Here is a 25,269-nt window from a genome sequence, read left to right as displayed (position 1 = left end):
GCTACTGACGATATCAAACCTGGTCCGTTTTGCCATATTGGCGAAGCTACGTGGTGATACCTTTTGTTTAGTATTAGTATATGTCTCGTCCTGGAAAAACCTTACAGTTTTCGATAATTAATCCTGAAACTGTTTGACACTAACTACCCCACAATATACCCCCTTGCTGGCGCGAAGACTACTCACGTAATTTCCCTGTTTTATCCCCTTTCGCTAACTCATCAGACTCTCAGTCTATTACCGATTCCGTTGGCTCGTTCTGCTTCGCGGATGGTCGGCGACGGTACGACTTCCACCGTTTTTTGAGTATCCCGATTTGGAGATGAGCTGACTCGGGGGTTAAGTAATCCACACTGGCATGGGGCCTCTTCTGATTATAATGAGCAACGGCCCGGGCAATTTCTTCCTCCGCTTGCTGGTGGTTTTGGTGTATTTTCTGGGAGAAGAACTCATTCTTGATAATGCCGTTCACCCGCTCTGCCAGCGCATTATCATAAGGACTGCCCGATTGGGTCATACTGATGGCAATCTGATCGGCTTCTAACAGAGCAATGTAATCTGCCGAACAGTATTGAATGCCCCGGTCAGAATGATGAATTAAGGTAGGCCCTGAACCCCGCTTTCGATTTTTAAGCGCCATTTTCAAGGCTAGTACGCAACCCACCGCTTCCAGCGTTGGATAGAGACTGAAACCAACCACCTTACGGGAGTAGGCATCGGTGACGAGGCTCAGGTAGCTGAAGCCATTAACAGTCCTAATGTATGTTATGTCGCTGACCCATAATTGTTCTGGCCCATCTACGATTATGTCCTTGATCCGATTCGGGTACTTCTTCAGCCAGTGGTAGGAGTCCGTTGTCTTGACCATCCGTTTGCGCCGACGAATCAATAGGCCATGAAAGCCCAGCAAATCAAACAGTTGATCTCGTCCCATTTTAATCTGGTGTTGTTCCAGTTCGGGTTGCAATAAGTAAAACAGCTTACGGGTGCCCAGTAAGGGCATATCTCGGCGTAGATCGCTGACCAATCGAAGCACGAGCATATGGGCGACGCTCGTTTTCTTCTCCTGAACGGCCGCTTCATAATAGGCCTGACGCGTCACACCAAACAGGTCACAAAGCTCCTCCAGGCTCACGTGAGGATGACTTTGCTTCATTCGTTTGACCGTTTGGTACCAGACTTTTTTCGGATTTTAATTTTCAATTTGTCCTCAGCTACTTCGATCATGGTCTGATAACCACTGATCTTGAGTTGGGCCTGGGCGAGGGCTTTGGTCAACGCTTTGACTTGCCGACTCAATGTTGAATTAGGTTGCGGATCAGTCATGTCGGGTGATAGCTCGGTAGGGAGAGTTTCCTCCGGCGTTAGCAAAGAAAGCTCAACCCGCCAACTTCTCAATGTATTACGGTTGAGTCCATACTTGCGACAGGCGGCTCGTATGCCAATCAGCCCTTGGTTGACTTCACCAACAATGTTTCGCTTCTGGGCTTCGGTTAGACGCTGATAAGGCCGTCGGTTTCCGATGCCAGCGGTCGTTTTTCTCCTCCTGTTATTGGTCATCCTGATGAGCTTAATGTAAAGCTATTTCAGGACGAGACAGATGAGCTAAATATTCGTTTTTAATGATGCCATTGACGCGTTCGGCAACGGGATTCTCCAAAGGGTCACCCGTCTCAGTCATGCTGATCTGAACTTGATAATCATCCAGCAACCCAGTATAAGTTGTGCTGCAATACTGAATGCCCCGATCCGAGTGATGAATCAGCGCTTTGGCCGTTCGTTTATTGACCTTCTTGAGGGCCATTTGCAGGGCTTCCCGGCAGTAAGCCGTTGCCAACGTGGGGCCAACGCAGTAGCCCATGATGCGTTTGGAATAGGCGTCTGTTACCAGTGAAATGTACAGACAGCCGTACTGCGTAAACCAATACGTGATGTCAGCTACCCACAGTTGGTTAGGCCGGTCTGGAACTAGTTCTTTAATTAGATTAGGGTATTTGCGCAGGCGATGACCCGAGAAAGTGGTCTTTACGCGTCGTCGACGCTGGCGAATCAGCATCTTATTCCGAGCTAAAAGCTCGAAGAACCCATCCCGGCCTAGCTTTATTCCCCTTTCCAAAAAGTCTTTCTGCAACAAACTGTAGAGCTTACGGCCACCAATGCGGGGATGATCCCGCCGAATCGGTCTCACTAACCGTAGCACGTTAAGATCGTCCTGTTGCTCAGTCTGCCGTTGCCAATATTGGTAGTAGCCCTGCCGGGTAAAGCCAAGCACACCCTCTAGCTGACGAATTGAGATAGTGGGATGATTCGTCAACATGAACCGGATGGCTTGGTAACGGACTTTTTTTCGACGTCCACCCCCAGTTCGTATTTAGCCACTCGGACTAAGGTTGAGTAATAGAGCGCTTTGAAGTTGGCTACCTCCAGTTGTTCTTCAAGAGCCTGGACTTTAGCTCGCAGCTCATCTACTTCTGGTTCTTTCTTCTTCCGGGTGCGCTGAGGAACTGATGTCGGTTGGGGCGGTGGACTTGTGTCGATTGGAGCCGGCCGCTTACTGGCGTCAACCTCATCTTCAATCTTTTCGACCCAGTGTTGTACCAGCTGACAATTGATTTTCAAGCGCTCAGCGGCTTGGTCAATGTTGAGTTCGCCCAGTAGAATTTGGGCGACGATCTGCCGTACGACACCGGTTGGCTTTTTCATACGTAGTCTAACAAGTCTGTCCATAAGTTGATTGTTAATGGTCAACATTTTTCAGGACAAGTCAATAGGGTGTTGATCCTGAACAAGGCACCCCCAAGGGCTAGCAGTTGGCTCATACAAAGAGAAAGTATACGCTACCCAGGCAGGATTGACCAGCAACCAGCAGGACGATAGCACGCCAAATAGCTGATGGGCCATGGATCGCATTTCTGCCTATCATTAACGTCTATGTCTACTGTCGAATGGGCAAAAGTAGCCGTGTCACTACCCACTCATGCCACTGCATTGGCGCCCTTAGTGACTACCATAACCGGAAGCCTCAGATCGACCTGGTACTCATCCGGCTTGCTGGTGATGCGAAGCGTATGGTCCGGGTACAATAAATCCAGCCGCTTTCTCACGTTGGTCAGCCCCAATCCACCGACGCTGGCTTCCGGCCTGGCGGGTTTACTGTTACTGATAGTCAATTGCAGGCCAGCCTCATCGACTACTACCGCTAACCGGACCCAGGATTTGCGCGCACTGCGTTGAACCCCGTGCTTGAAGGCGTTCTCCACGAAAGGAATCAGCACAAACGGGACAATGTGACGGGTTTCGTCAATGGTGTCGGGCAGCGATAGCTGAAGATCAACCCGGTTGCCCGTCCGGGTTTTTTCCAGGGCGATATAATCCCGGATAAACTGAAGCTCCTTTTGCAGCGGTACGGTCGGCTCGGCCGTTTCGTATAGGGTATACTGCATCAGGCCGGACAACTGATGGACCAGCTGTGCGGCTGGCGGGCAATCCTCTTCCGTCAGGGCGTACACGCTGTTGAGTACGTTGAACAGAAAATGAGGGTTGATCTGCGATTTCAGGTAGCCCAGTTCCAGCTGTACGTTTTGCTGTTTCAGCTGAGCGTTGCTGATCTGGGCGGCCATGTTGTCGTACAGCGCCTTGATCGCCAGCAGTAAGGCTGGATAAGCAAACGAGAGCAGGAAGTTCCAGCCAAATAAGGACACATTGGTAAACAGGCCAAGTGGGCCGTGTCGCTCCATCCGGTGCCACATAGCGGTCAGGTTCAACCATAAACTTGAACGGGGCAACGACGAAGAAACCGTATCGGGGAAGCCTACGGTCTGATGAAGCCAGGCGAAACCGGCATAGTTAGCCAGATAGGCACTGATGTAGGTGAGTAGCACCAGACCGAGCAGCGGCAGTGGCTGGAACCGGTAGAGGTAGCGGGGAAAAAGCCAGTACCCCCAACTATAGTAAATACCCAACTGCAACCCGAACTGCCCGTACGTGAACCATTGCCCGATGCCGTCGTAGCGGTAACGCAGATTGACCGCCAGCCCGTCGGCATTGACCAGCACGTACAGGGTGACAACAACGACGGCGTGCGCCAGTATCCCACGGGCTGACGTGGTAAGAAAGGGTTGTTGGATGCGGGGAAATTTCATGGGTCAAACATCGCGTGTTCGCGGGATTGGTCCCCCTTTTTTCGACCAACCTGCCCATTTTTTCGATGAACATGAGCGAGAAAGGTTGATCGAAAAGAACAGCGGGTTCACCGAATTAACTGGGCCTGCCGATGGGGTAAGGGTAGGTTTGCCTCATCAATCACGCAGCACAAATTACCCCATGAACGCACGTCTGACCTTTTTTCTGTTCCTTCTCTCCCTACAGACCCTCGCCCAGCACCAGCTAACCGGCCGGGTCACAGATACCGCCAATCAACCCATGCTGTACGCCAGTGTAGCCCTGTTGCAATCCGCTGATTCATCAATCGTCAAAGGGGCCATCACCGATGAAGCCGGGCGCTTCCGAATGGATAAACTCGCATCGGGAACGTACCGCGCCCGGATCAGCGCCGTGGGGTACAACGACCGGTATTCGGCCGTGCTGACGCTAAACGCGGATACACCAACGATTGACCTGGGGGTGCTGACTCTGGACGCCAGCGCCCGTAACCTGGCCGAAGTCACCGTAAAGGCACCGCAATCCCTGGTTAGTCAGCAGGCCGATCGGATCGTGCTGACCGTAGAAGGCAGCGTGATTACACGCGGCAACAAAGCGGAAGACCTACTCCGGTACATCCCCCGCGTCCGCTACGACGGCGGAACGATCAGCGTGGGCAATAAGGCCAACGTGTTGGTGCTGGTCGATGGGCGGCAGCTGGGGCAGGGGAGTCTGGCCAGTTTTCTGCAAACCTTCTCGGCCGAAGATATTGTCCGCATCGAAGTCATCACCAACCCGTCGGCCCGCTACGACGCGACGGTGGACGGGGTCGTCAACATCATCACCAAAAAGAGCCGGGAGCAGGGCATCAATGGCCGCTCGACGCTGACGTATTCGCAGGGCCAATATAGTCGTTCGTCGGCCAATGGGTCGCTGACGTACCGGCAGGGGAAATGGACGGTGTTCGGCAGTCTCAACGCTACCCTGCCCTCGACATCGTATTCGACTCAGGACCTGAACCGGACGTTCCCCGGTATTACGCAGCAGAATAACCTGATTACCCTCAACCGCTACCGCTCACTGGCGACGAATCTAAGTCTCGACTATGCTTTTAACCCCCAGCACGTGCTGAGTCTGCGGCTGAATGGCAACTGGCGCCGGGACAATCGGAATACCGACACCCGTACCCGGTCTATAGCCGCACCGCTCGTTGACTCGACGATCCGCACGGAAAATGCCGGGCTGGACCAGGCCAGTGTCTATGACCTGAACCTGAGCTACAAAGCGAGCTTCGGTCCGACGAAAGCCAGGGAGCTGACCGTTCTGGTGACCGAGTCACTGGTTGATGTAGACGCGTCCCAACTCATTACCTATCAGCGTATCGGTGCGGATGAGGTCGCCAGCGGTCCGGTGACCCGGCTTCGTATTCTGAACCCGAATCAGCAACGAAATCTGATCGGCCAGCTTGATTACGGTACCCCCGTGCTGGGCAGCAACTGGCGGCTGGACCTGGGCGCGAAGTACGTCTTTATCCGCAATGACAACACGCTTCGGCAGGACAACCTTGTTGACGGCCAGTACCAGTTCGATCCGGCCTTCAGTCAGGCGGGGCTCTATCAGGAGCATACCTACGCTGCGTATTCGAACCTGAGCCATTCGTTTGGCCACGGCTGGTCGTGGCAGGCTGGACTACGGGTCGAACGGACCGAGCAGCACCTGACTCAATCGGCGCTGGCTCGCAGCTATGCGGGATTATTCCCCAGTATGGGGCTGAACCGAAGCCTGTCGAACGGACACTCGTGGGGCGTGACGGTTAGCCGGAAAATAAGCCGTCCCAGCCTCAGCAGCCTAGTTCCCTACCGCAACCTGATCGACCCGTACACGATCATCGAAGGGAATCCGCTGATTCGCCCGTCCTTCGCCCACACGCTCGACGCGGTTTATTCGCTCGGCAGTCTGAATCTGTTCGCCAACTATTCGTACATCCGCGATCAGATGACCACCGTACTACGCGCTGATCCGGCCACGTTGGTCTACACCCAGGTGATGGATAATCTGCGTCACGGGCATGAGGTTTATCTGGGCGCGACCTACGCCAAGAACGTAACGAAAGTCTGGCAGACGAATACCACGCTGATGGGCATGGGCAACTACACCAGCAGCCCCGTTAACGAACTGAGCCGCTATCAGGCCACCGGATTGTGGGTGACGGCTACGTCGTCGAACATCATTACCCTGCCCCGCGACTGGAAATACGAGCTGACGGCGCACTACATGTCGCCCGCCCGGTCGGGCTTGTTCACCCAGAAAGGCTTTGGGGTGTATCGATGAGCGTAACGAAATCCCTGCTGGCCAAACAGGCGACCCTGCGGATCGACGTAAGCGACGTATTCCGGACGATGGCCAGCCGACTGGAATCGAACTACGGGCAGGTGAACTTCACCATGCGGAGCTACAATGACAGCCAGCGCGTCAAAGTGTCGTTCAGCTATAGTTTCGGTAAAAAGACCGTTAAGATGGCCCGGCCCGCGACACTGGGCAACGATGACGAGAAGGACCGTATGCGCTAGGAAACCCCACCGGTTAGCCAATCTGCTCCCGCCGGATCCGCTCTTTAACAGCATCCCGGTAGTTTGGCCCCACCACCAGACTCTCGCCGGTTGATAAGCGGACTGAGTTGCCTTCCAGCACTGTCACGTGACGGAGCTGAACAATGAACGACCGGTTGATCCGCAGAAAGCGGTCCGGAGGCAGGGTTTCGGCCAGTCTGGCCATTGTCAGATGCGTCACCACGAACCGATCCGGCAGAAAGACCTTGATATAATCGCCCAGCGCTTCGGCGTAGACCAGGTCATGGAGGTGGATCTGTTCAAGTTTCTTGTCAGTCTTGAGGTAGATGAATTCGGCGGCCGGTGAGTCAACCGCTACCGGCCCAATGGCCGAAAGTGTTCTGCTCTCATCAGACACAAACCCGGTGTCTGATGAGAGCAGAACGGATTTGGGCGCCCGCTCTTTAACCCGGCCAATGGCTTTGAGGAACCGGTCGAAGGCAATAGGTTTGAGCAGATAATCGACCACCCCCAGCTCAAACCCGTCCACGGCATGATGGGGATTGGCCGTTGTCATCACGACAAGGGATGGGGTGAGGGATAGGCCCGTAAAAATTCCAGCCCCGTCATTTCGGGCATGTTGATGTCCAGAAAAATAACCTCGGGCTGTAGGGCGGGTAGCCGCTCGAAGGCGGCAATGGCGTCGTCGAAGGTGGCTACCAGGTCCAGCGAGGGGACACGCCGGACGTATTTTTGGAGTAGCTCCTGAGCCAGTGGTTCGTCTTCGATAATCGCGCAACGCAGAGAGCCAGTCATCTAGAAGAGGCAACGGGAATAGGGTTACCCCCTGCAAAAGTACGGCACGACACGATTAATTGTGCGAGCGCTAGGGCGTCATTAACCTAGCATTTTATGAGAAAACGCTCGTCTGAACCAGCGGACAGTCACAACTGAAGCTAATGCTGGATGCGATCTGCAACATCGCGGCAACCGTCTAACATCATATCAAGCTACAAAGTGAATAGAATGGGGAACAACTAACGAGCGGATCGGAGAGATGCTTTGACTGACCGTATCCGGGCGGTTATGTTAGCCAACGGCTGAAAAAGAAGCGTTACCGAAAGCAAGTCGATGGCTAACCCGCTTGGGTTTTTGCTACCACAGGAGTGCTGCTCTACGGCTTAATCAGGCTTCACATACAAATAAATATAGCTGATATACGTATTTGCCTTTATGCGAGAGTAGATAACAATAAGCTAACTTTTTTTGCTAACAGCTAATAAATGGCTGCCGCAAATTGATCAGCTTATGAAACACACGCTACAAAGAATAACCTTGTTGACCGACACCGTCGTAAAGCTCGTACTCTACCAGGGTGTCCTGGCACTACTGTTGTTGCATGCAGGCATGGCCAGCGCGCAATCGATCGTTATTACGGCGGTCAATCCCAATCCCGTCTGTGCTGGTGCGGCAGTTACGGTTTCGTACGTACATTCGTTTGTTGGCACAGGAACGTACACGTTATACTTATATAACGCGAATGGGTCGGCGGTATCGGTAAAAGGACCGACAACCGTCAATTGGGTGCCCGGGTCGTATTCCGATAATCTAAGCATTCCGGCCGGTCTGCCTACCGGGACTTACACGGTCGGTATTACACGAGTATCCGCCACTAACTCTACCTACAACAGCCCTCGAAGTGCCGGATTTACCATTAGTGCAGTACCGGCCGCACCGGGGGTAACGAATCTAGCCTACTGCCAGGGCACAACGGGCGTGCCCCCCTGACGGCGACAGGACAAAACCTGAAGTGGTACACCGCCAGCACGGGGGCGTAGGCAGTGCTACCGCCCCGACGCCACCAACCTCAACGGTCGGATCAACAACCTATTACGTCAGCCAGACAATCAACGGCTGCGAAGGGCCCCGGGCTGTGCTGACGGTCACCATCAATCCCCTGCCAAACGCGCCCACAACAACCAACATCAGCTATTGTCAGAATGCGACGGCGGCCCCACTGACGGCTTCCGGCCAGAACCTGCGCTGGTACACCGCTGCCGGTGGCGGTACGCCTTCCACCACGGTTACGCCCTCGACCAGTACGGCCGGTTCGACGACTTACTACGTCACCCAGACGGATAACAACAGCTGTGAAAGTGCGCGCACACCGCTGACGGTGACCATCAACGCAGCCCCACCGGCACCGGCGGTTACCAATACGGCAGTTTCCTACTGTCAGAATACGACCGCGCAGCCGCTACAAGCGACGGCTACATCGGGCAATACACTCAACTGGTACACTAGTCAGGGAACGGCGTTGGGTAGTACGGCCCCAACCCCGTCAACGACCAATCCGGGAACAAGCACCTACCAGGTCAGTCAGCGCAATACCAGTGGCTGCGAAAGCGACCGCGTTCCGATTACAGTGACCATCAATGCACTGCCGGTAGCGCCCGCCACCAGTCCGGCCAGTGCCTGTCAGGGGGGCGCACCGGTATCACTGGTGAGCCGCGTGACGGCTACGGGTACGCTCAAGTGGTATACCTCGCCCACATCGGCCAGTCTGGCCGCGGCCCCGCAGGTCGGGACGGCATCAACCGGTTCGCAGGTGTTTTACGTCAGTCAGACGAACGCCAGTGGTTGTGAGAGTAGCCGGGCGGCCATTACCTATACGGTCTACGCCCGACCCAATCCGCCTGCGGTACAGACTCCGGTAACCTATTGCCAGAACGCGGTCGCCCAGCCCTTGCAGGCAACCGCGTCGCCGGGTGGTATACTTAACTTCTACACCCAGGCTTCGGGTGGGGTACCCTCTATCGAGTTGACGCCCTCAACCCAGGCCAGTGAGATCTATTACGTGAGCCAGACGGTCAATGGCTGCGAGAGTAGCACACGGGCTTCGATTACGGTGACGATCAATGCGCTGCCGCCCAGCCCAGCCGTTACCACACCCGTTACCTATTGTCAGCTGGCACCCGCTTCTCCGCTGAGTGCAACGGTTACTTCCACTAACACGCTGACCTGGTACGGGACCGATGGCCAACCATTGACTGGTGCGCCTACCCCCCGACGAGCACTACCGGTACAGTTCGCTACTCCGTGAGTCAGACCAGCGCCGAGGGGTGTCAGAGTGAGCGCGCTGTGATAACCGTAACCGTCAACCCGGTACCTTCCGCGCCACTCGTCAGCCCGACACCCGTTGTGTATTGTCAGGGTGCCCTCGCCAGCCCCCTGACGGCTACGGCCACCGCCCCGAATGGCATTCTTAGCTGGTATACCCAGGCCGTGGGTGGTACGCCGTCACCGGTTTACCCGACCCCCTCGACGGCCGAAAGCGAACCACCCACCCGCTACTACTACGTGAGCCAGTCGATCAATGGCTGCGAAGGGCCCCGGTCAACAATTGCCGTGACCATACGGCCAGCGGTGGCCGTGTCAATTGTGGGCCTACCCGGTCGGCTGGGGCAGTGTGCCGCGCCGATTACCCTGGTTGGTAGTCCGGCGGGGGGTACGTTTACCATCGATGGCCTACCCGCTACGCAACTGATCCCCGGCAATTTGTCCGCTGGTCCGCATAGCGTTGTCTACCAGTACGTCAGCTCGGGGGCTGCACGGCTACGGCCACCGGTTCAATCATCATTGACCCACTGCCCGTGGCGACGCTGGTCAACAGTGGCCCGCTAAGTTGTACCAACCCGGTGGTTACGCTGGCTGCGGGCGAAAACGGGTTTGGGGTCAGTTTCCGCTTCAGTGCCGGAGCAACCCAGCTGGCTACCCGGTCACTGGCTACGGTACTGACGGCGGGGGTGTACTCGGTAACGGTAACGGCTCCGAGCGGGTGCTCGGCCATCGCTCAGACAACGGTTACCAGTGAGACGGCACTGGCTGCCCCTACATTGCAGGCCTCAGCTCCGGCGACGGATAACCAGCCCATCTCAGTAACCGCTGCTGGCTGCCCGGGGGCGATCAACTGGCTCGTACAGGGCGGTAGTGGTCAGCCAGCCGGAACCATCTACACGGTGACCCAACCCGGCACCTACACCATCTCGGCCCGTTGCAGCACCGGCAGCTGCACCAGCGCTGACGCCCCGCCGGTCATCGTCACGATTCGCGCCGGCGTCTTTGCGATCACCGGCGTCACCACCCAACAGTGCCAGCTGGTCGATGCCACGCGGGGGGAGTTCCTGGTTACCTTCGCGCCCCAGTATAGCGGGCTCAATGGCAGTCCGGTGAGCCTGGCCGTGGTTAATGAAGTAGCCGCTACGGCCGCGCCGGCTCCGTACACCGTCCGCCTGTTTACGGACAATCCGGTCGTGACCCTGGCGGCAACGCAGGCCGGTAGCCCCGAAGCTCGTTACAGCTATAGCTGGCGGGCGGCCTGTATTGGCAACGTGAGTCCCAATCGCCCCCCTGTTGCGTCGGCCATTCCGGCCCAGCCACTCCAGCAAAACCAGCCCTATCAACTGGTGCTGACCAGCTACTTCGCGGACCCCGATGGGCAGCCGCTGCGCTTCTCGGCCAGCGGATTACCAGCCGGCATCGTGCTGACGGGCAGTCAGCTTGGTGGTAGTCCCACAACGAGTGGCACCACCAGCGCTACGATTACCGCAACCGATCCGAATGGGCTGCAGGCAACCACCGCTGTGGTCTTTACCGTCAGTGCACCCGACGTGCCTGTTCCCCCCACGACTGGCTTTGCCATCACCGGCGTCACTAATCTCTCCTGCGTAGCCGTAAGCAGTAGTCAGCGACGCATTAGCTTTAGCCCGGTATATAGCGGCCTCAACGGGCAGCCGGTACGCTTCCGGGTTGTCAACGAAAGTAGTGAAACGACGACGCCTGGTCCCTACACGCTGCAGCTGTACACCGATAATCCGACCATTACGCTGGAAGCCGTTCAGGCTAATGCGACAGCTACCTACCGCTATAACTGGCTGGCCGGCTGTACGAACCAGCCGACCACGCCCCCGACGGGTAACCGCCCACCCACGGTGGGCACGGGGCTGGGCAACCAGACGGCGCAGGCTGGGCAGGGCTACACGCTGTTTATTCCGGCGGGTACGTTCACTGACCCCGACAACGATCAGCTGCAACTCAGCGTCAGCGGCCTGCCGGCTGGCCTGAGCTTCTCGGCGGCTCAGAACGCCATCACGGGCACCCCATCCCAGGCAGGCACGTCGACGGTACAGGTGAGTGCGACCGATCCGGGTGGTTTGTCGGCCAGTACCAGCTTTGTGCTGACGGTGCAGCCCGCTTCAACCAACCCCACACCGGGCGGGTTCTCCATCGCCGGCGTGACGGGCGTACGCTGCGAGACGCTGAGCGCGGGTGAGCGGCAACTGAGCTTCTCGCCGGTCTACACCGGGCTGACGGGCGCGCCGGTAAGCTTCGGTGTCACCAACGAGCTAGTCACCACTACCGCACCGGGTCCCTACGCGCTACGGCTCTACACCGACAACCCAGCCATCACCCTGACGGCGACTCAAGGCGGCACGCCGGCGAGCTACCGCTTCAACTGGCTGGCCGCCTGTGCGACCAATCCGAACGGTCGTCAGGCGGTGGCGGAAGCGGGTAGTCCGCTGTCAGTCGTTGTACTGGGCAACCCGGTCATCGGTGAGTCGGTCGAGGTATTGATTGGCGGAGTGGCCGGCCAGGCGGTGGACTTGAGTCTGACTGATCTGGCGGGGAATCGCTTGCATCGGCAGCAGCTTCCGCAGGTGTCCGGCACGGAGCGAGTCGTGGTTCCGATTCCGGCTGGTCGGGCCATGACCATCCTGAAAGTGAGCACGGCCACGCAGCACCAGACCGTCAAGCTGATCCGGCAGTAGCCAGTTGACTAAGATTATACAAAGCTAAAGGCCCAACCATTAATCAGTTGGGCCTTTAGCTTTTTGGTCGCAACTGCACAAAAATCATATAGAAATTTACAGTCTAACAGCTCGGGGATAGTGTTTGATTAATCGCCCGTTTTGGCGAGTCGATGATTTATGAGAGTCAATGATGATGCTCGTTAGTGAAACGACGCCGCCCGGCGGCCCGGTCAACTGGCCGTCGTTTTTTTAAACTAAAAACCCGCTGGGCTTGGCAGCAGGTTTTGTATCGGCTTGGCGGATAGAAGTAGTAGACTTCAGGTAAGGTAGGCTTAATTAAGGAAGATTAACCAGCTGTCGATAGTGATAGTACTATAGGCTACTACCTGTAGGCAAGCAAGGTCATGTAGAGGCATAAATCGCCAAACGGTGGATTCTAAATGCATAGTATATACTTGTCTAAATATGTATACAATATAGTGTCAAAAAGTCGATACATCCTAATTAAATACATGTGTACTTGATCATTTTAACTTTTTATAAATGCCTGAATATTAACATACTATATGTTAATATGTATTATTACCTAGTAGATGACGAGCCGAATTGAGCTCACGCCCAATTCTTTACCTGCAGCATGTATCATTTGTACTTAGCTATAATTAGCTGACAGTTAGTTATTTAATTATTTTTTTAATTGCATTTTAAAGATCTAACAGTATGTGATAAGTATAAGTACTCTATTCTTACTAGAAGTAAACGTGTACTTGTACTTAAAATACTTACGGTTATGAATGGCTTTCAACTCTACAAACAGTATTTGGCTAAGGCTGACCGGGCCCAGCGCGATTCTGCCGACTGGCGCTATGGCAATCTGCTCTGTGATGCTTTTTACGTGGTGGGCGTAACCCGCTTATTCGATATGCTCGAGCAAGCCGAGACACTGGGCTGCCGTATAGGCCTAGTCTATTCGCACCCGATCGATACTACGCCCCCCTCTCCGTGTGGTATTGAATTGGTCTATTCCGAATGCGCGAGCTCGACCTGTTTCCAGCAGCCAACTCTTACTTTTTAGCGGATTTACCTGGTAGCTGAGGACGCCGGATACGACTCCCTGCGCCCTATTACCAGCGTTTTAAGCGATAAGTCAAAAATGTATCCAAGAACGACTACTTTTGCCTTTTAGACACTTCCCTGCCACAAGAAGTCGTAAACAGGCGCAATGGACGAGTTAATTCGATTTATCAAAGGCCTTATCTGGATCGATGAGCGGGACCTGCAACTCGTGCTGTCCCGATGCCGCGAAAGACAAATTGCTAAGGGTAAGCTGCTGTTGAGAAAGGGACAAATTGCCAATCAATACTTCTTCATCGTGTCAGGGGGCGTCCGGTTTTTCTACCAAGCTCTTGCCCAAGAGAACACTACTTGGGTGATGTTTGAGAATGAGTTTTTCACGGAAATCTCAAGCCTCCATCCCCAGGCACCCTCCCGATTCAACATTGAAGCGATCGAAGAAACGAGGCTGATCGTGATCGACAAAAAGGACATGGACTTTTTATACGGTCAGGTGGCAGCCTGGGAAGAATTCGGCCGTAAACTATGGGAGGCTACCACTATCCGAATGATCGACCAGATTATGAATTTCCAAACGCTGTCGGCTGAGGAACGGTATCTGAACTTCCTGAAGAATTCCCAGCTCATCCAAAAAGCGCCCGTCAAGCAGATAGCCGCTGTACTTGGCATTACCCCTAATGCCTTAAGCCGAATCCGAAAAAAAATTCGCTGATTGGCATTCCCTACCATTTGGTAGTTTCATCAGCCGATACCCCTGGTAGTTTTGAGTCGCTAAAACAAGAAGCAATGACTCAGCACAACGAGAACCTAGGGATAGATCAGAATCTATATTCTGACGAGGACTTACTTAGCCACTTTCCGGGCTTTACGAATCAGTATGCCACCTTGAATGGCGTACGGCTCCATTATGTCGAAGGGGGGACGGGCACGCCATTGGTTTGCTTGCCGGGCTGGCCGCAGACCTGGTTTTCGTACAAGCCGGTTGCCCTGAAGCTGGCCAAAACGTACCGTGTCCTTATTGTGGATCTCCGAGGGATGGGTAGCTCGGAGAAACCCCAATCCGGCTACGATAAGAAAACAATGGCCGCCGATATTGCGGCCTTGCTGGAGCAACTGGGCTTGACAAAAGCGTACATAATGGGTCACGACATCGGTGGTATGGTCGCCATAAGTTTTGCCTTTAATTATCCCCAGCTCACCCAAAAGCTGATTGTCCTGGATGGCTCACACCCCACGGAGGGTATCCTGCAGATGAGTCTGATCCCCGCTCCGGGTACATTTGCCGGGAAAATGGATGCGGATAGACCCTACGCTTGGTGGATGGGTTTCAATCAGGTAAAAGAACTGCCGGAAAAGCTCTTGGCGGGGCGTTTCCAGTACTTGCTGGACTGGCTTTTTCAATATGTCATGCTTGACGATAGCAAGATGTCTTCCCTGGAAAGAGCGGTGTATGCCGGTTCGTACAATGACGCCGAGAGCATTCGGGCAGCGAATGCGTGGTATCAAACCTTTCAACAAGATATAGACGATGCTAAAACGTATCCCCCACTCGCCATGCCGGTATTAGGCATTGGCAGCTATGTAAGTTATAGCTACATGAAAATGGGGTTACCATACGTGGCTAAAGACCTGCGACTAGTCGGGATTTTAGACAGTGGTCATTACCTGTTCGAAGAGCAACCTGAGCAGGTGCTTGATGCCGTGTTAAGTTTTCTGGCCTGATTAATCCATGCATCCGTAAAACGAAAAGAGCGATGAAAAACACTATTGTCATGTTCGGGGCAACCGGCCATTTAGGAACCCGGATCGTGCGCGAACTGGTAAAAAGAGGGGCGTCCGTACGGGCTGTGGTGCGAACGGCCACCGACCCCGAAAAACTACGAACACTCGCGCAACTGGGAGCCACTGTTGAGGAAGTAGATATGGACAACGTCGATGCCCTGGTTAAGGCAAGTAAGGGCGCTGGCTGCGTGGTGTCGGCGTTGGCGGGTTTGGGTGATGTGATTGTTGATTTACAAAAGCGAATTCTGAATGGGGCTCTCCAGGCTGGCGTACCTCGCTTCATTCCCTCTGACTTTTGCACGGATTATATGGATCTGATGCCGGGCGAAAACCGAAATTTTGATTTACGAAGAGCCTTTCGAGACTACATCGACCAGACGTCCATACAAGCCACTTCGGTTTTCAACGGGGCTTTTGCCGATATACTTCAGTATAATACGCCGGTTTTAAACCTGAAAGAAAAGAGCATCGGTTATTGGGGCGAGAAGGCAAACTGGCCACTGGATTTCACCACGATGGACGACACGGCGGCTTTCACTGCTGAAGTGGCGCTGGACGATGAGACCCCTCGGAACCTACAGATTGCCTCTTTTCAGATCAGCCCAACGGGGCTGTGGCAAGATGTGAAACAGGCAACGGGTCAGACGTTCAGGCTTCATCAGCTAGCGAGTCTGGACGATTTTGCCCAGCATATAAAAAGACAACGAGCCGATTACCCCGCCGGCGAACAGGAGTTATATGCCAAATGGCAACAGGGGCAGTACCTGTATTCGATGTTCACCACCCACCATACTCAGCTGGCCAACGAACGGTATAGAGAGCTTACCTGGACCACCAGCTTAGCGTTTATTCAGTCATTCATTCAATAAACGAAATGAGAGCGTTTTGTGAAATGCTCTATTTACACCGCTTAGTGCAAATGACGGCCAGTCAGACGCGAAGGCCTATCGCTTGGCATGGCCATTTCAGCCCAAGGCTCAGCACGGTCCCGCAGCGACCCTGGCTTAGTCAAAAAAACGACAAGAGAGACCCACTCGGCAGCTGAAATTACTGACCAGAAATTCGTTGCCCCCGACCCAGCCATCACTTTTTAGGGCAAAGTCAACATAGGGAAACAAATTCTTATGTAGCCTCAAATCGAGCCGACCGCCTAGTAACCCCACAAATTCGGATTTGGCCGTAGTGAATTGCTGGTCAGAGGGTTGCAAGCCTAGCAAGACTCTGGGCGAAACGAGCCACCTTCGGTTGGTTGACCCCAGCGCATAATCGACTACTTCAGCTTCCACCGCTGGAAAATAATGACTGAAATTATGGTAAGTATGCACCGTGAGAACTGCATTGAGGTCTTTTATCAGGCTCTCTTTACGGAAAAAAAGTTTGAGGGCAATGTCGTTGCCGAATGAAGTTAACCAGTGTTGCAGGGCTATATTCCCCGATAGACTCGGGCTAAGATTGATGCGCCTGATGCCAACCATCATGGGCGAAAGTACATTGAGCCATTGCAGATTTCCCTGTTTTCTCAGGTACTGCAACTCCGCAGCCGTCAAATCAGTCGTTTTACGGTAGCGGTTGATGCCATTCCCCAGAGGATGGGTACCCCGATCGGCATAGGACTCGGTCGGTCGAAAAAGGTCATAAGCCCAGGCCATGAAGTCAAGGCCGGTAAAGTCACGGGTTCGTACGTCCGGCTCGTGGGCATTCAATTCATCCGTCAGTGGGTCGACTTGTTTGGGGTCGGAGCTGGTCTTCACATACAGGATTGAATTGAGCACGGATAACCAATACTGGATCTCGTGCGGCTGATTTTGTTTATAAAAAAAATTATGGCGCTGTAACCGTTCCACCAACAGGTATTGCCCTTCGATGCCCGCAACGGGTAATCGGATAAAATCAGCCGGGCTTTGGGCTTTGAAGCGGACCAGGTTCTCGTCGGTAACCCGGCTCACGCTGACCGTCTCAGCCCCAATAGGAAACGTGTTCATATCGTTCCTACTCGGGGTGTGATGGCGGGTTAGTAGGGATCGGTGGTATTCTTCATGCAGCCAGCCATCGCCTCCGGGGGCATAGGAGAGGATAACATCGGTGGCCAAGACGGCGGCTACCCGCGTAAGAGTCCGGACGGCTTTGTTGCCAATCGGTTCAACGGCCCGTTGTAGGCCAAAGTGGGCGGAGGCATACAGGTCAGTGGTCAACGCCAGTGATTGCTGCATGCTGGGATTGGCATACGCGTTGAAGAAATTCCCCGTCGTTTTGCGGGCATCGAGTTGGTAGGGATAATCCAGATACGGAATATCCAGCTTTAGGGCGGGGGTTCTTGGAAGTACCCGATGGCTGCTTAGCAGCGAGTCGGCTTGCGCATAGGCGTCAGGAGAGAGAAACAGGAATAGGAAAACACCAAACATAGTTTTCTCCCGTCGAGAGGTGTGGTTTCTCATGGTTGGCAGGGTGAGTATAGATGGGTGGCGGTATACCCGTTGCCTATGCACCTTACCTCATTATCGAACAGAAGCTGACGTCTAAAACGAGGGAGATCAGTGGGTTAGTTGTTCAGTAGATAGTCGATAAAAGCAGCGCTATCATGCGTTTACAACGCGGAACGGTATGGACTCGGTATTAAATGGCTCAACCGTTTTGAGAGTTAGCGAATTGGCCGAATCAATAGCGATGAGCGGCTTCTTCGGATGCTGCTGATCCTTGAAGTAAAAAATATCAAGCGTTTTTTGAGAAGCCCTCTATTCACGAAGCAAATGCATGTGCGATAAATTGGCTTAAACTAATGGCTTATCCACAAACTAGTAGGGGCCGGTCACCTGTCAAAAAAGCAATGTTAGTCCCCCCTTACTTTTCAGTGGATTGCTTGTCTTAGGCGATTGGGGGGTGCTTAATCGAGCGGTTTCCTGAAGTAAAAATTGGGTGAGCTGACCATACATAAAATCGGCTATCGGCTTGGTGTCCTCCTGCCGACGCGACTCTTCTAGGGCGGCAATATAAGCCGTCCGATCGTGGGCATAGACTAAACTCAAGGGCAGACCATGATATTGCTGAACATAGTTCATTAGCAGCCGGGAAGTACGTCCATTGCCGTCGCCGAAGGGATGTATGCTGAGCAACTGAAAATGCACTTTAAAGGAAAGATCATAGACTTGCCGGACGGTTTTAGCCGCGGGCAATAACGTATTCATTTCTTTAAGCAGCGTATCAACGGCGGCCGGCACCTTCCTGGCATCCATAAACATACGACTGCCAGCCATGGCACTGACCGTACGAAATTCGCCCAGACTGGAGTCAAACGTGCATAACAGGGTGTTTGTCGGACCGCCCGTCTGACGCATAACTGCTGCGGCAATAGCCTGTAGGCGGGCCCGGTTTAGGGGCTCGTGTTGGGTGGCCCAGTCGAGGACCTGCTGTTGAGCGGTCTGATGGTCAACAACCATCAGATGGTGCTCCAGGGGTTTCCCCCCGCGGTAAGTCCTTTTTCCAACAGGGTCTGCGTCTCTAACAGGGTCAGTGTACTACCTTCGATGGCGGTAGAATGGTGAGTATGCACCATTTGATTATACAACTCGAAGTTGATAACACCGGTGGTGAGTGCTTGGTAGTGCTTAATTAATTCGGGTAATGTTGGGGCGGCAGGGGGTGTGTTCTGGGCCATGACGACGAGTTGCGCAGTTGAGCGAGACGCGGGTTGCTTAAAGATACGAAAGACGTCAATTAGTGGCGCGAACGACCGCTAAAACTACCCATTGCTTCGACCTGTTTACTGCATTATGCTCCTGCTATATGATCCTACTTGAGCGTGTTCGTCGCTTTCTTAAGATAGGCGCGTACCTCCTCAGCAAATCGGTACAGCTTGATAGTCACTCTAGCATTCTTTTGATGAAGTGTCCCGCTCTTTATCGATGCCAACTTGTCTCACGAACAGGGCTATTTTGTTGCTGGCTGCTTAGGTTTGATTACATTGACACTCTGTGTCTGAGACCCACGCTATCATGTCGCTTCAGCGTTCCCGTTCGTTAAAAAAACCAATTAGTAATGCGCCATTAATAGTTGCTATCCTGCTAGTGATTCTCTTTATAGGGTTGCCGCTGTATTACATTAATCGAGTGGGTGAAGTTACTCCTACTACGCCAAGCGCAGATACGACAGTTTACATGCCCCGCTACGGTTACGTGATACTTAGCGAAAAGATGCCAGGCAATTTCATCAATTATGCCGTATTAGTGCCTGGAAAAGCCGACGAGCCTACCAGGCTGGCAACGGCACAGATGTTTAAGAAGGAACGATGCACAACAAACACTTGTAACGTTGTCACTTTCTGGAACAACAAAGACCAGTACGGCCTCTACATCAATAAGCTGAACAACGCGAAGTGGTGTAAAAAACATTGAGCAAAAATATGTGAGGCCAACGTAGCAGAATACGTTGCCGAGGAAAATGAGTTTATCTTCTACCCTATGTTGGATAGCGAGTACAGAAAATACGGGGGCACGAAAAAACGGCCTACGCAGACTTCGTATAATCTATAACCCCGGCTTACTACTCAGTTCAATCCTTGTAAACGCTTTATTATGCCTGACAATTCAACGTCGTGTATCCTTATCCGAATTAGCCGCCATAGTTGAACAGTTGCCCGAACCAACTGCTGACCAAGCGCGGTATCGATACGAAATACGACAGATCACCAGCTCGCCCACTGACCAGTCAGGCGATGCTCCGGTAGGCAGCATACAAACGACAGCGGGTTTTATCGAGTTTGTCCACGATACGCATACGGGCAAGTGGGTACTGGACCCGGCTAACTTGATTATTACACCCTAAGAGCCTTATTTTATTCTTTAACCCAAGCTCAATAAAGTGACTATCAGCATGGCCCCAGGCGTTTTACGGTACCCATTGATGGGTTGCCATCAGTGAATGCTAAGGCTACTCTGTTGTGCTTCTGTTAGGACCGGGGCGGGATGCAGTAGGACCAGTAGTTAACGATCGCCTGGAGCATTGCCTTCAGCTCTTCATGCTTATCCGGCTTCTCGAAAAAGCCCTGAATAGTCAAGTCATACGCTTTATTGACAGTGGTATCCACGGCGGGGTTCGACATAAATAGAAATGGAATTGAGCGTTTGCGCAAGCCCGGGTCATCTTCAATAGCCTGCCTTAGTTCAAGCCCGTTCATACCGGGCAACATCACTTCACTCAGGATCAGGAAGGGTTTCTCTGCATTATCTTTCAGATGCGTTAGTACGCTGGCGGCGGTCGTAAAGCATAATATCGGGTGGGTCGGCGCGACGGCACTGAGTGCAGTACAGATCAAGAACGTGTCATCTGTATCGCTATCGACTACAAGGATCGGACTGGTAGAACTGGTAGTCATCAATGCGTATAAGCAAGTATGGGTTAGACGGTTTACTCAGCTTAGATAACCCGGGTTAAGCCCAAAAGGATTGGAATATATACTGACTGGGTAGCCTATAAGTAGCATATAACGTACAGGTCGCGTATATTTGGACATGTCCCGCCCGAATATTCCCTTCACCATCTTACTAATCGAGTCCGATGAGAATGTTGCTCTAGTCATAGCTAGAATGACAGCGCGCACATTCCCGGAAGCTCTCCTTCACCGGACCAGCACGCTTGAGGCAGCGATTCGTCATCTGGAGAATAAGGCCGTTGCCCCCGGCTAATTCTGCTGGCTAGTCATAAACGCACTGACAGCGATTCAGGGGAAGCCTTGGAGGCCTTCACGGGGCACCCACTAATCCGGAGCCATCCTGTGTTGCTGCTGGAATGTGAGGATAGTACGGTTCAGGTAAGCCAGTCTTATCAACAGGGCATCGCGGCTTACCACACCAAGCCAGAAACGGACGCTGACTGGCAAACACTCTTAACTGCCATTCGTATTTTCTGGTTTGTGCAGGCTCGGTTAGTACTGCACTAGTCCAAAAGTTTTTTTCGACCAGTTTCATTATGCGCTAATTTGTTAAAACTTCATAACGGCTTACAACCGTCTGACCCCTAGCAGCGTCGGGAGGGTAAACCGCTCGTATGAACTACCTCATTACCCTCTACTCTCTGCTGAATGCCGCTTGCTTCAGTATATTCCCTTCGGCTAGTCCGTCTGTCAAGACCGATCAAAACGACTACACAACTTACCATCAAACTATTGCCCGAGCTCAACAGCTTATTGCCCACAAGCACTATTCTGAAGCATTAGCGCTTTACAATCAGGTATTTGATCGGTATCAGTTCGTCTTTTCCAGGGACTACAAGGTGGCCACCCAGCTAGCCCTACAAGTGGGCCAGAAGTCCCAAGCGCTTACCTATCTTCGGAAAGCAATCGCTACGGGCTGGACCCTGAGCGACATCAAGAAAAATGCCTTGCTCACGCCACTCCAAGCCGATCCGCAGTGGCGTGTTATTGACCAACAGTACGATTCGCTCAGAGCACTCTACCGAACCGGGGGAAATCAGGCCGTTCGGGCCCGGGTTGAGAAGATGTTTAAGAAGGATCAGCGAAAAGCCCTATTAGCCCTGTTTCGCATCGGAGCTACCCAAGAACGCTACGCCGAGAAGCGCTTTGCGCCACACAGTAAGCAGCAAATGGCTCAACTCTTGCCCATTATTGATCAGTATGGCTATCCCGGAGAGCGCCTGATTCACAATGGCTACTGGGCTGCGGTTATGTTGAGTCATCACAACTCGATTAGTAAAGCCTACGCCTTAAACGATACGGTGTATGCCCATGTGCGGCCCAAGCTGATGCAGGCCCTGAAATCTGGACAGATCTCGCCCTACGAGTTTGCCATGATTGATGACTGGTATATGGCTATTATAACCAATGGTCAGCAGACGCACTTCGGCTACTTGAGTAGTTCTCTAACGGCTCAGGCGAAGACCCAAGTCGATCAACACCGAGAAGCCATCGGCCTGAGTAGTGTAGAAACGATTAGCTTGTTAGCGGATCTACAAAACCAGACTGGCTTCAACTGTTACTTTCCCTCCAACCTGGTTCAGAAAATAGCGACCGTTGAGTAGGCTGGGCAGTGTTATGGCGGCAGCGAGGGTAGTAGACTTAAGGCCCTCTTAAGTTCCGTTCGCTAATCCTCTACTGAATAAGTATTCTCAGAATAAGGCTTATTTCAAGCGATTATACTAAGTGATAGGTCCGTTAGGCATACTCCACGTTTCCCACTGTACGGTATATTTATAACTGTGCTGGCTATTGGCACGCAAAACGTCAAAAATGAGATAGGTCTATAGTCATACTGTGGACCTATTTTTCTCTCCCCTGTGAGAATAAACGTCGTTTGTCTCACAGAGGAGCGATTAATGAGAATGTGCTAGCTATAATTAGCGTGGTAAGCTAGAAAACGACGCCCCTTCTCTTACCTTGATTCAGCGGTAATCAAGTCGCCTTTCTAAGTCATCCCAGCTTATCTTGGCTAAGCATCATTCAGCCTCATTGATGAACCGCCTACGCCTATCAACCATACTTGCTGTCGCCATAAGCAGCCTCTTTGCCTACTGCTCTACCCCGAAAGCGCCCACTGGCAAGGGCTTTCAAACGGACTTCTTGCTCTTTACCCAGATTCTCAAACAGGCTCATGCCGGTATCTACAAATACCACACCCCCAACCAAGTCGATAGTGTGTTCGCTCACTATCAGCACCAAATCACTGACTCAACCGATCTAGTGGCTTTCTATAGCTATCTAACGGCGGCTATTACTTATCTGGGCAGCTTACACGACTGGGTCAATCTACCCGACTCCACAACTGAACGCTTAGCTCGACAAGCCGTCTTTTTCCCGTACCCCGTACGCCTACTGGATAGCGCATTGGTCTGCGACGCCCGAAGTAGTCCCATCCCGGTAGGGGCTATCATTGATCAGATCAATGGGATACCGGTTGCCCAGCTACTGGCTCGACTTGAACAATTCTACACCACCGATGGCAACCACCCAGCTGGTAAGCAGATCGGCATCAACCAACACTTTAGTTGGTTCTTTCGCTTGGCCTATGGACCCTGTCATTCGTTCCGGGTGGAGTATCACTTGTGTGGCCAACGAGCGCCGCACTCGATCACCGTGGCCGCTCAGTCATTGGTCTCCAGTCAGGGGCAAGTACGTTACAATCCCTTCCCCTCCCCCATGGACCTCCCCGACTACACCTTCCAGCTAGTACGATCTACCTCAACGGCCCTACTGACGGTGAACACCTTCGAGTTCAAGGGCGAACAAGCGGCTGCGCATCGGTGCTATCGTCAGTTGTTGGATTCGTGCTTTCGGGTCATCAAGCACCAGTACATTCGCCACCTCATTGTTGATATCCGCCAGAACAGGGGGGCGACGATCCCAATGATTTAGTGACCTTCTCTTATCTGGCTCACCAGCCGTTTCGAGAAAATAGAACGGCGTTCACCTTCTTCCAAAAGGTACCCTTCCCCCAATACTATGTGGAAGAAAAAAAAGAGGAGCGGGCCGAACTGGAGGCTGAATTGGTTGAGGAGTTTACCCACCATCGGCCAGGTCGTTACTACCAAGCTGCCCGCTACAACCCCCTCTGGCAGCCCAACCCGTTAGCCTTTAGGGGCACGCTGTACCTGCTCATCAGTCCCGCAGTCGCCTCGGCAGGCTCGTTGTTTGCCAGTTTGGTGGTCAGTGAGGGCCAAGCGGTAGTGATTGGTCAAGAAACGATGGGGGGCTACTATGGTCACACCGGGCATAAGTCGGTGGACTATGAGCTGCCTACGAGTAAGATCCGGATGCATTTTTCAATTGTTGATCTGCAACAAGCGGTGGCTACTCGAGGAAGTATGGCTTATGGATGCGGGGTATTGCCCACCTACAACGTCAGTCAAAGTTGCGAAAACTACATACATCAGCAGGATGCTGAGATGGAAGCCGTCCTGAGCCTAATCAAAACCAAGCACTAATGGAGAGAATTATGAAATTAGGCAGCTCTACTTGGGGGAGTCGACTTTGACTTGAATACCCTAATCAATTAGTGTAATTATTGGCAGTAAACTAAATTGACCAACCAGTTGTCAACAATGCTTGCTTTTCATACACTAGGCCATAAGTTAGCTCTTTACTCGGCTAATCATATGACGTCTGTTCTCTTCGAGGCTCGCCTAAGTCAGCATCTTACTGCCAGCATCACCTATTTTTCCTGTATCCTATTCGGGGCGGACTCATTGGCCCAAAAAGAACAGCGGTTTCGGCTGATGTGTCAGCACAAGTACCCGTACCACCACATCATTGGAGCGGTGGTGACTCGGCCAATGACGCTACTCAGCCCCGCAGCCATAGCGGAGGCTAAGGTGAACTGACCACTTGTTGCTGCATTCCCAGTCATCTAGTTGGCCGTTAAGAGCAGCTTGGCCTGTTATAGTAACTGATCTGTTACACGCTGATTCGGGGCGAAGAAGCTTCTGGAGACGGGTATTGTTATGTTGCCTCGTAGCAATCGAACCGAATGAACCGTCCACCCCTGACCAATAAGGTAGCTGATCGTTTTTCTACAATCAGTGAACGTAGGCATACCCAGTCTATAAGTCTGGATAGGACCCGCAGGATCACTTTCCTCAAACTCGAGCAAAACCATAACCGCTTAGTAAGTTGTGTCTTGTATACCCAGTTGCGGCTACATTTGTTAACGGGTCATTAAAGAGCATGGGCTAGCTCCATAAGAAGAGCAGCTTACTCACGGGTTGATTACTGGCCCAACTGCAGACTTTGAGTATGCATTTGCGCTGGCTGAATAGTTAGTTCCTGCTTTTGGGTCAGATCGGCTTTCCGGACTAGTCGCAGCTCTTCAGTCCGCCGTAGATTCACTGTTAGCTGGCGTTAGGGATACTGCGGGAGGTCTCACGGTCGAGCGAATTTTGAGACATCCAATTTTAATTGCTGTCGAATCGAA

Annotated in this window: 21 protein-coding genes and 1 pseudogene; 11 read left to right on the top strand and 11 right to left on the bottom strand. The window is 52.9% G+C overall.

Annotation, left to right across the window (positions count from 1 at the left end; all coding sequences use genetic code 11):
• Positions 1–229 precede the first annotated feature (229 nt).
• From HH216_RS24380 to HH216_RS24360, 5 genes are all read right to left on the bottom strand, one after another.
• Complete coding sequence (locus HH216_RS24380; RefSeq protein ID WP_169553532.1) at positions 230–1,156, bottom strand: IS3 family transposase; 927 nt, start codon at positions 1,154–1,156, stop codon at positions 230–232.
• Complete coding sequence (locus HH216_RS24375) at positions 1,153–1,560, bottom strand: transposase (RefSeq protein ID WP_169553531.1); 408 nt, start codon at positions 1,558–1,560, stop codon at positions 1,153–1,155. Before HH216_RS24375 ends, HH216_RS24380 begins: the two co-directional genes overlap by 4 nt.
• 10 nt (positions 1,561–1,570) lie before the next feature.
• Entirely contained in the window at positions 1,571–2,317 is a 747-nt protein-coding gene (locus tag HH216_RS24370; protein ID WP_169553530.1) for an IS3 family transposase, read from the bottom strand.
• On the bottom strand, positions 2,311–2,703 hold the full coding sequence (locus HH216_RS24365) for a hypothetical protein (RefSeq protein WP_169553529.1): 393 nt from the start codon (positions 2,701–2,703) through the stop codon (positions 2,311–2,313). The genes HH216_RS24370 and HH216_RS24365 overlap by 7 nt, the downstream gene beginning before the upstream one ends.
• Positions 2,704–2,975: 272 nt before the next feature.
• Positions 2,976–4,142: a sensor histidine kinase gene (locus tag HH216_RS24360; RefSeq protein WP_169553528.1), complete on the bottom strand. Its 1,167-nt coding sequence runs from the start codon at positions 4,140–4,142 to the stop codon at positions 2,976–2,978.
• On the opposite strand from HH216_RS24360, the pseudogene HH216_RS24355 reads away from it, so the two are divergent.
• Positions 4,126–6,710: pseudogene (locus HH216_RS24355) on the top strand (TonB-dependent receptor domain-containing protein). The gene HH216_RS24360 and the pseudogene HH216_RS24355 sit on opposite strands and share 17 nt — an antisense overlap.
• A 13-nt stretch (positions 6,711–6,723) precedes the next feature.
• Here the strand turns inward: HH216_RS24355 and HH216_RS24345 are convergent.
• Both HH216_RS24345 and HH216_RS24340 read right to left on the bottom strand, forming a co-directional pair.
• Positions 6,724–7,266 carry a LytR/AlgR family response regulator transcription factor gene (locus HH216_RS24345; RefSeq protein WP_169553525.1) on the bottom strand — a complete coding sequence of 181 codons (543 nt, stop codon included), beginning with the start codon at positions 7,264–7,266 and terminating at the stop codon, positions 6,724–6,726.
• Entirely contained in the window at positions 7,266–7,505 is a 240-nt protein-coding gene (locus tag HH216_RS24340) for a LytR/AlgR family response regulator transcription factor (RefSeq protein ID WP_169553524.1), read from the bottom strand. Before HH216_RS24340 ends, HH216_RS24345 begins: the two co-directional genes overlap by 1 nt.
• Positions 7,506–8,499: 994 nt before the next feature.
• Here HH216_RS24340 and HH216_RS24335 point away from each other — a divergent pair.
• The 6 genes from HH216_RS24335 to HH216_RS24310 all read left to right on the top strand — a co-directional run bounded on the left by HH216_RS24335 (position 8,500) and on the right by HH216_RS24310 (position 16,224).
• The gene (locus HH216_RS24335) at positions 8,500–9,792 is read left to right on the top strand and encodes an Ig-like domain-containing protein (protein ID WP_169553523.1); all 1,293 of its coding nucleotides are present in this window, start codon (positions 8,500–8,502) and stop codon (positions 9,790–9,792) included.
• Positions 9,789–10,373 (top strand): immunoglobulin domain-containing protein, encoded by a 585-nt coding sequence (locus HH216_RS24330; RefSeq protein ID WP_169553522.1) that lies wholly within the window; start codon positions 9,789–9,791, stop codon positions 10,371–10,373. The genes HH216_RS24335 and HH216_RS24330 overlap by 4 nt, the downstream gene beginning before the upstream one ends.
• The gene (locus HH216_RS24325) at positions 10,343–12,517 is read left to right on the top strand and encodes a putative Ig domain-containing protein (protein ID WP_169553521.1); all 2,175 of its coding nucleotides are present in this window, start codon (positions 10,343–10,345) and stop codon (positions 12,515–12,517) included. The genes HH216_RS24330 and HH216_RS24325 overlap by 31 nt, the downstream gene beginning before the upstream one ends.
• Before the next feature lie 1,204 nt (positions 12,518–13,721).
• Complete coding sequence (locus HH216_RS24320; protein WP_169553520.1) at positions 13,722–14,285, top strand: Crp/Fnr family transcriptional regulator; 564 nt, start codon at positions 13,722–13,724, stop codon at positions 14,283–14,285.
• A gap of 74 nt (positions 14,286–14,359) precedes the next feature.
• Positions 14,360–15,295 (top strand): alpha/beta fold hydrolase, encoded by a 936-nt coding sequence (locus HH216_RS24315; RefSeq protein ID WP_169553519.1) that lies wholly within the window; start codon positions 14,360–14,362, stop codon positions 15,293–15,295.
• 32 nt (positions 15,296–15,327) lie between these two features.
• Entirely contained in the window at positions 15,328–16,224 is an 897-nt protein-coding gene (locus HH216_RS24310) for an NmrA family NAD(P)-binding protein (protein WP_169553518.1), read from the top strand.
• A gap of 135 nt (positions 16,225–16,359) precedes the next feature.
• On the opposite strand, the gene HH216_RS24305 is transcribed toward HH216_RS24310, so the two are convergent.
• The 3 genes from HH216_RS24305 to HH216_RS24295 all read right to left on the bottom strand — a co-directional run bounded on the left by HH216_RS24305 (position 16,360) and on the right by HH216_RS24295 (position 19,007).
• Positions 16,360–17,790 carry a hypothetical protein gene (locus HH216_RS24305; RefSeq protein ID WP_169553517.1) on the bottom strand — a complete coding sequence of 477 codons (1,431 nt, stop codon included), beginning with the start codon at positions 17,788–17,790 and terminating at the stop codon, positions 16,360–16,362.
• Positions 17,791–18,168: 378 nt separating this feature from the next.
• Entirely contained in the window at positions 18,169–18,789 is a 621-nt protein-coding gene (locus HH216_RS24300; RefSeq protein WP_169553516.1) for a Fic family protein, read from the bottom strand.
• A complete protein-coding gene (locus HH216_RS24295) occupies positions 18,789–19,007 on the bottom strand; it encodes a hypothetical protein (RefSeq protein WP_169553515.1) in 219 nt (72 codons plus the stop codon). Before HH216_RS24295 ends, HH216_RS24300 begins: the two co-directional genes overlap by 1 nt.
• Before the next feature lie 316 nt (positions 19,008–19,323).
• Between HH216_RS24295 and HH216_RS24290 the strand changes: the two genes are divergently transcribed.
• Positions 19,324–19,743 (top strand): hypothetical protein, encoded by a 420-nt coding sequence (locus HH216_RS24290; RefSeq protein ID WP_169553514.1) that lies wholly within the window; start codon positions 19,324–19,326, stop codon positions 19,741–19,743.
• Between the two features lie 554 nt (positions 19,744–20,297).
• On the opposite strand, the gene HH216_RS24285 is transcribed toward HH216_RS24290, so the two are convergent.
• The gene (locus HH216_RS24285; RefSeq protein ID WP_169553513.1) at positions 20,298–20,723 is read right to left on the bottom strand and encodes a response regulator; all 426 of its coding nucleotides are present in this window, start codon (positions 20,721–20,723) and stop codon (positions 20,298–20,300) included.
• 671 nt (positions 20,724–21,394) lie between these two features.
• Here HH216_RS24285 and HH216_RS24280 point away from each other — a divergent pair.
• The 3 genes from HH216_RS24280 to HH216_RS24270 all read left to right on the top strand — a co-directional run bounded on the left by HH216_RS24280 (position 21,395) and on the right by HH216_RS24270 (position 24,283).
• Positions 21,395–22,384 carry a hypothetical protein gene (locus HH216_RS24280; protein ID WP_169553512.1) on the top strand — a complete coding sequence of 330 codons (990 nt, stop codon included), beginning with the start codon at positions 21,395–21,397 and terminating at the stop codon, positions 22,382–22,384.
• 430 nt (positions 22,385–22,814) lie between these two features.
• Positions 22,815–23,714 carry a hypothetical protein gene (locus HH216_RS24275; RefSeq protein ID WP_169553511.1) on the top strand — a complete coding sequence of 300 codons (900 nt, stop codon included), beginning with the start codon at positions 22,815–22,817 and terminating at the stop codon, positions 23,712–23,714.
• A complete protein-coding gene (locus tag HH216_RS24270) occupies positions 23,714–24,283 on the top strand; it encodes a S41 family peptidase (RefSeq protein WP_169553510.1) in 570 nt (189 codons plus the stop codon). The genes HH216_RS24275 and HH216_RS24270 overlap by 1 nt, the downstream gene beginning before the upstream one ends.
• Positions 24,284–25,269: the final 986 nt, after the last annotated feature.

This window comes from Spirosoma rhododendri (assembly GCF_012849055.1).
Taxonomy (GTDB): domain Bacteria; phylum Bacteroidota; class Bacteroidia; order Cytophagales; family Spirosomataceae; genus Spirosoma; species Spirosoma rhododendri.
Note: the sequence above shows the minus strand (reverse complement) of the source record. Positions and strands in the feature narration are given on the sequence as shown.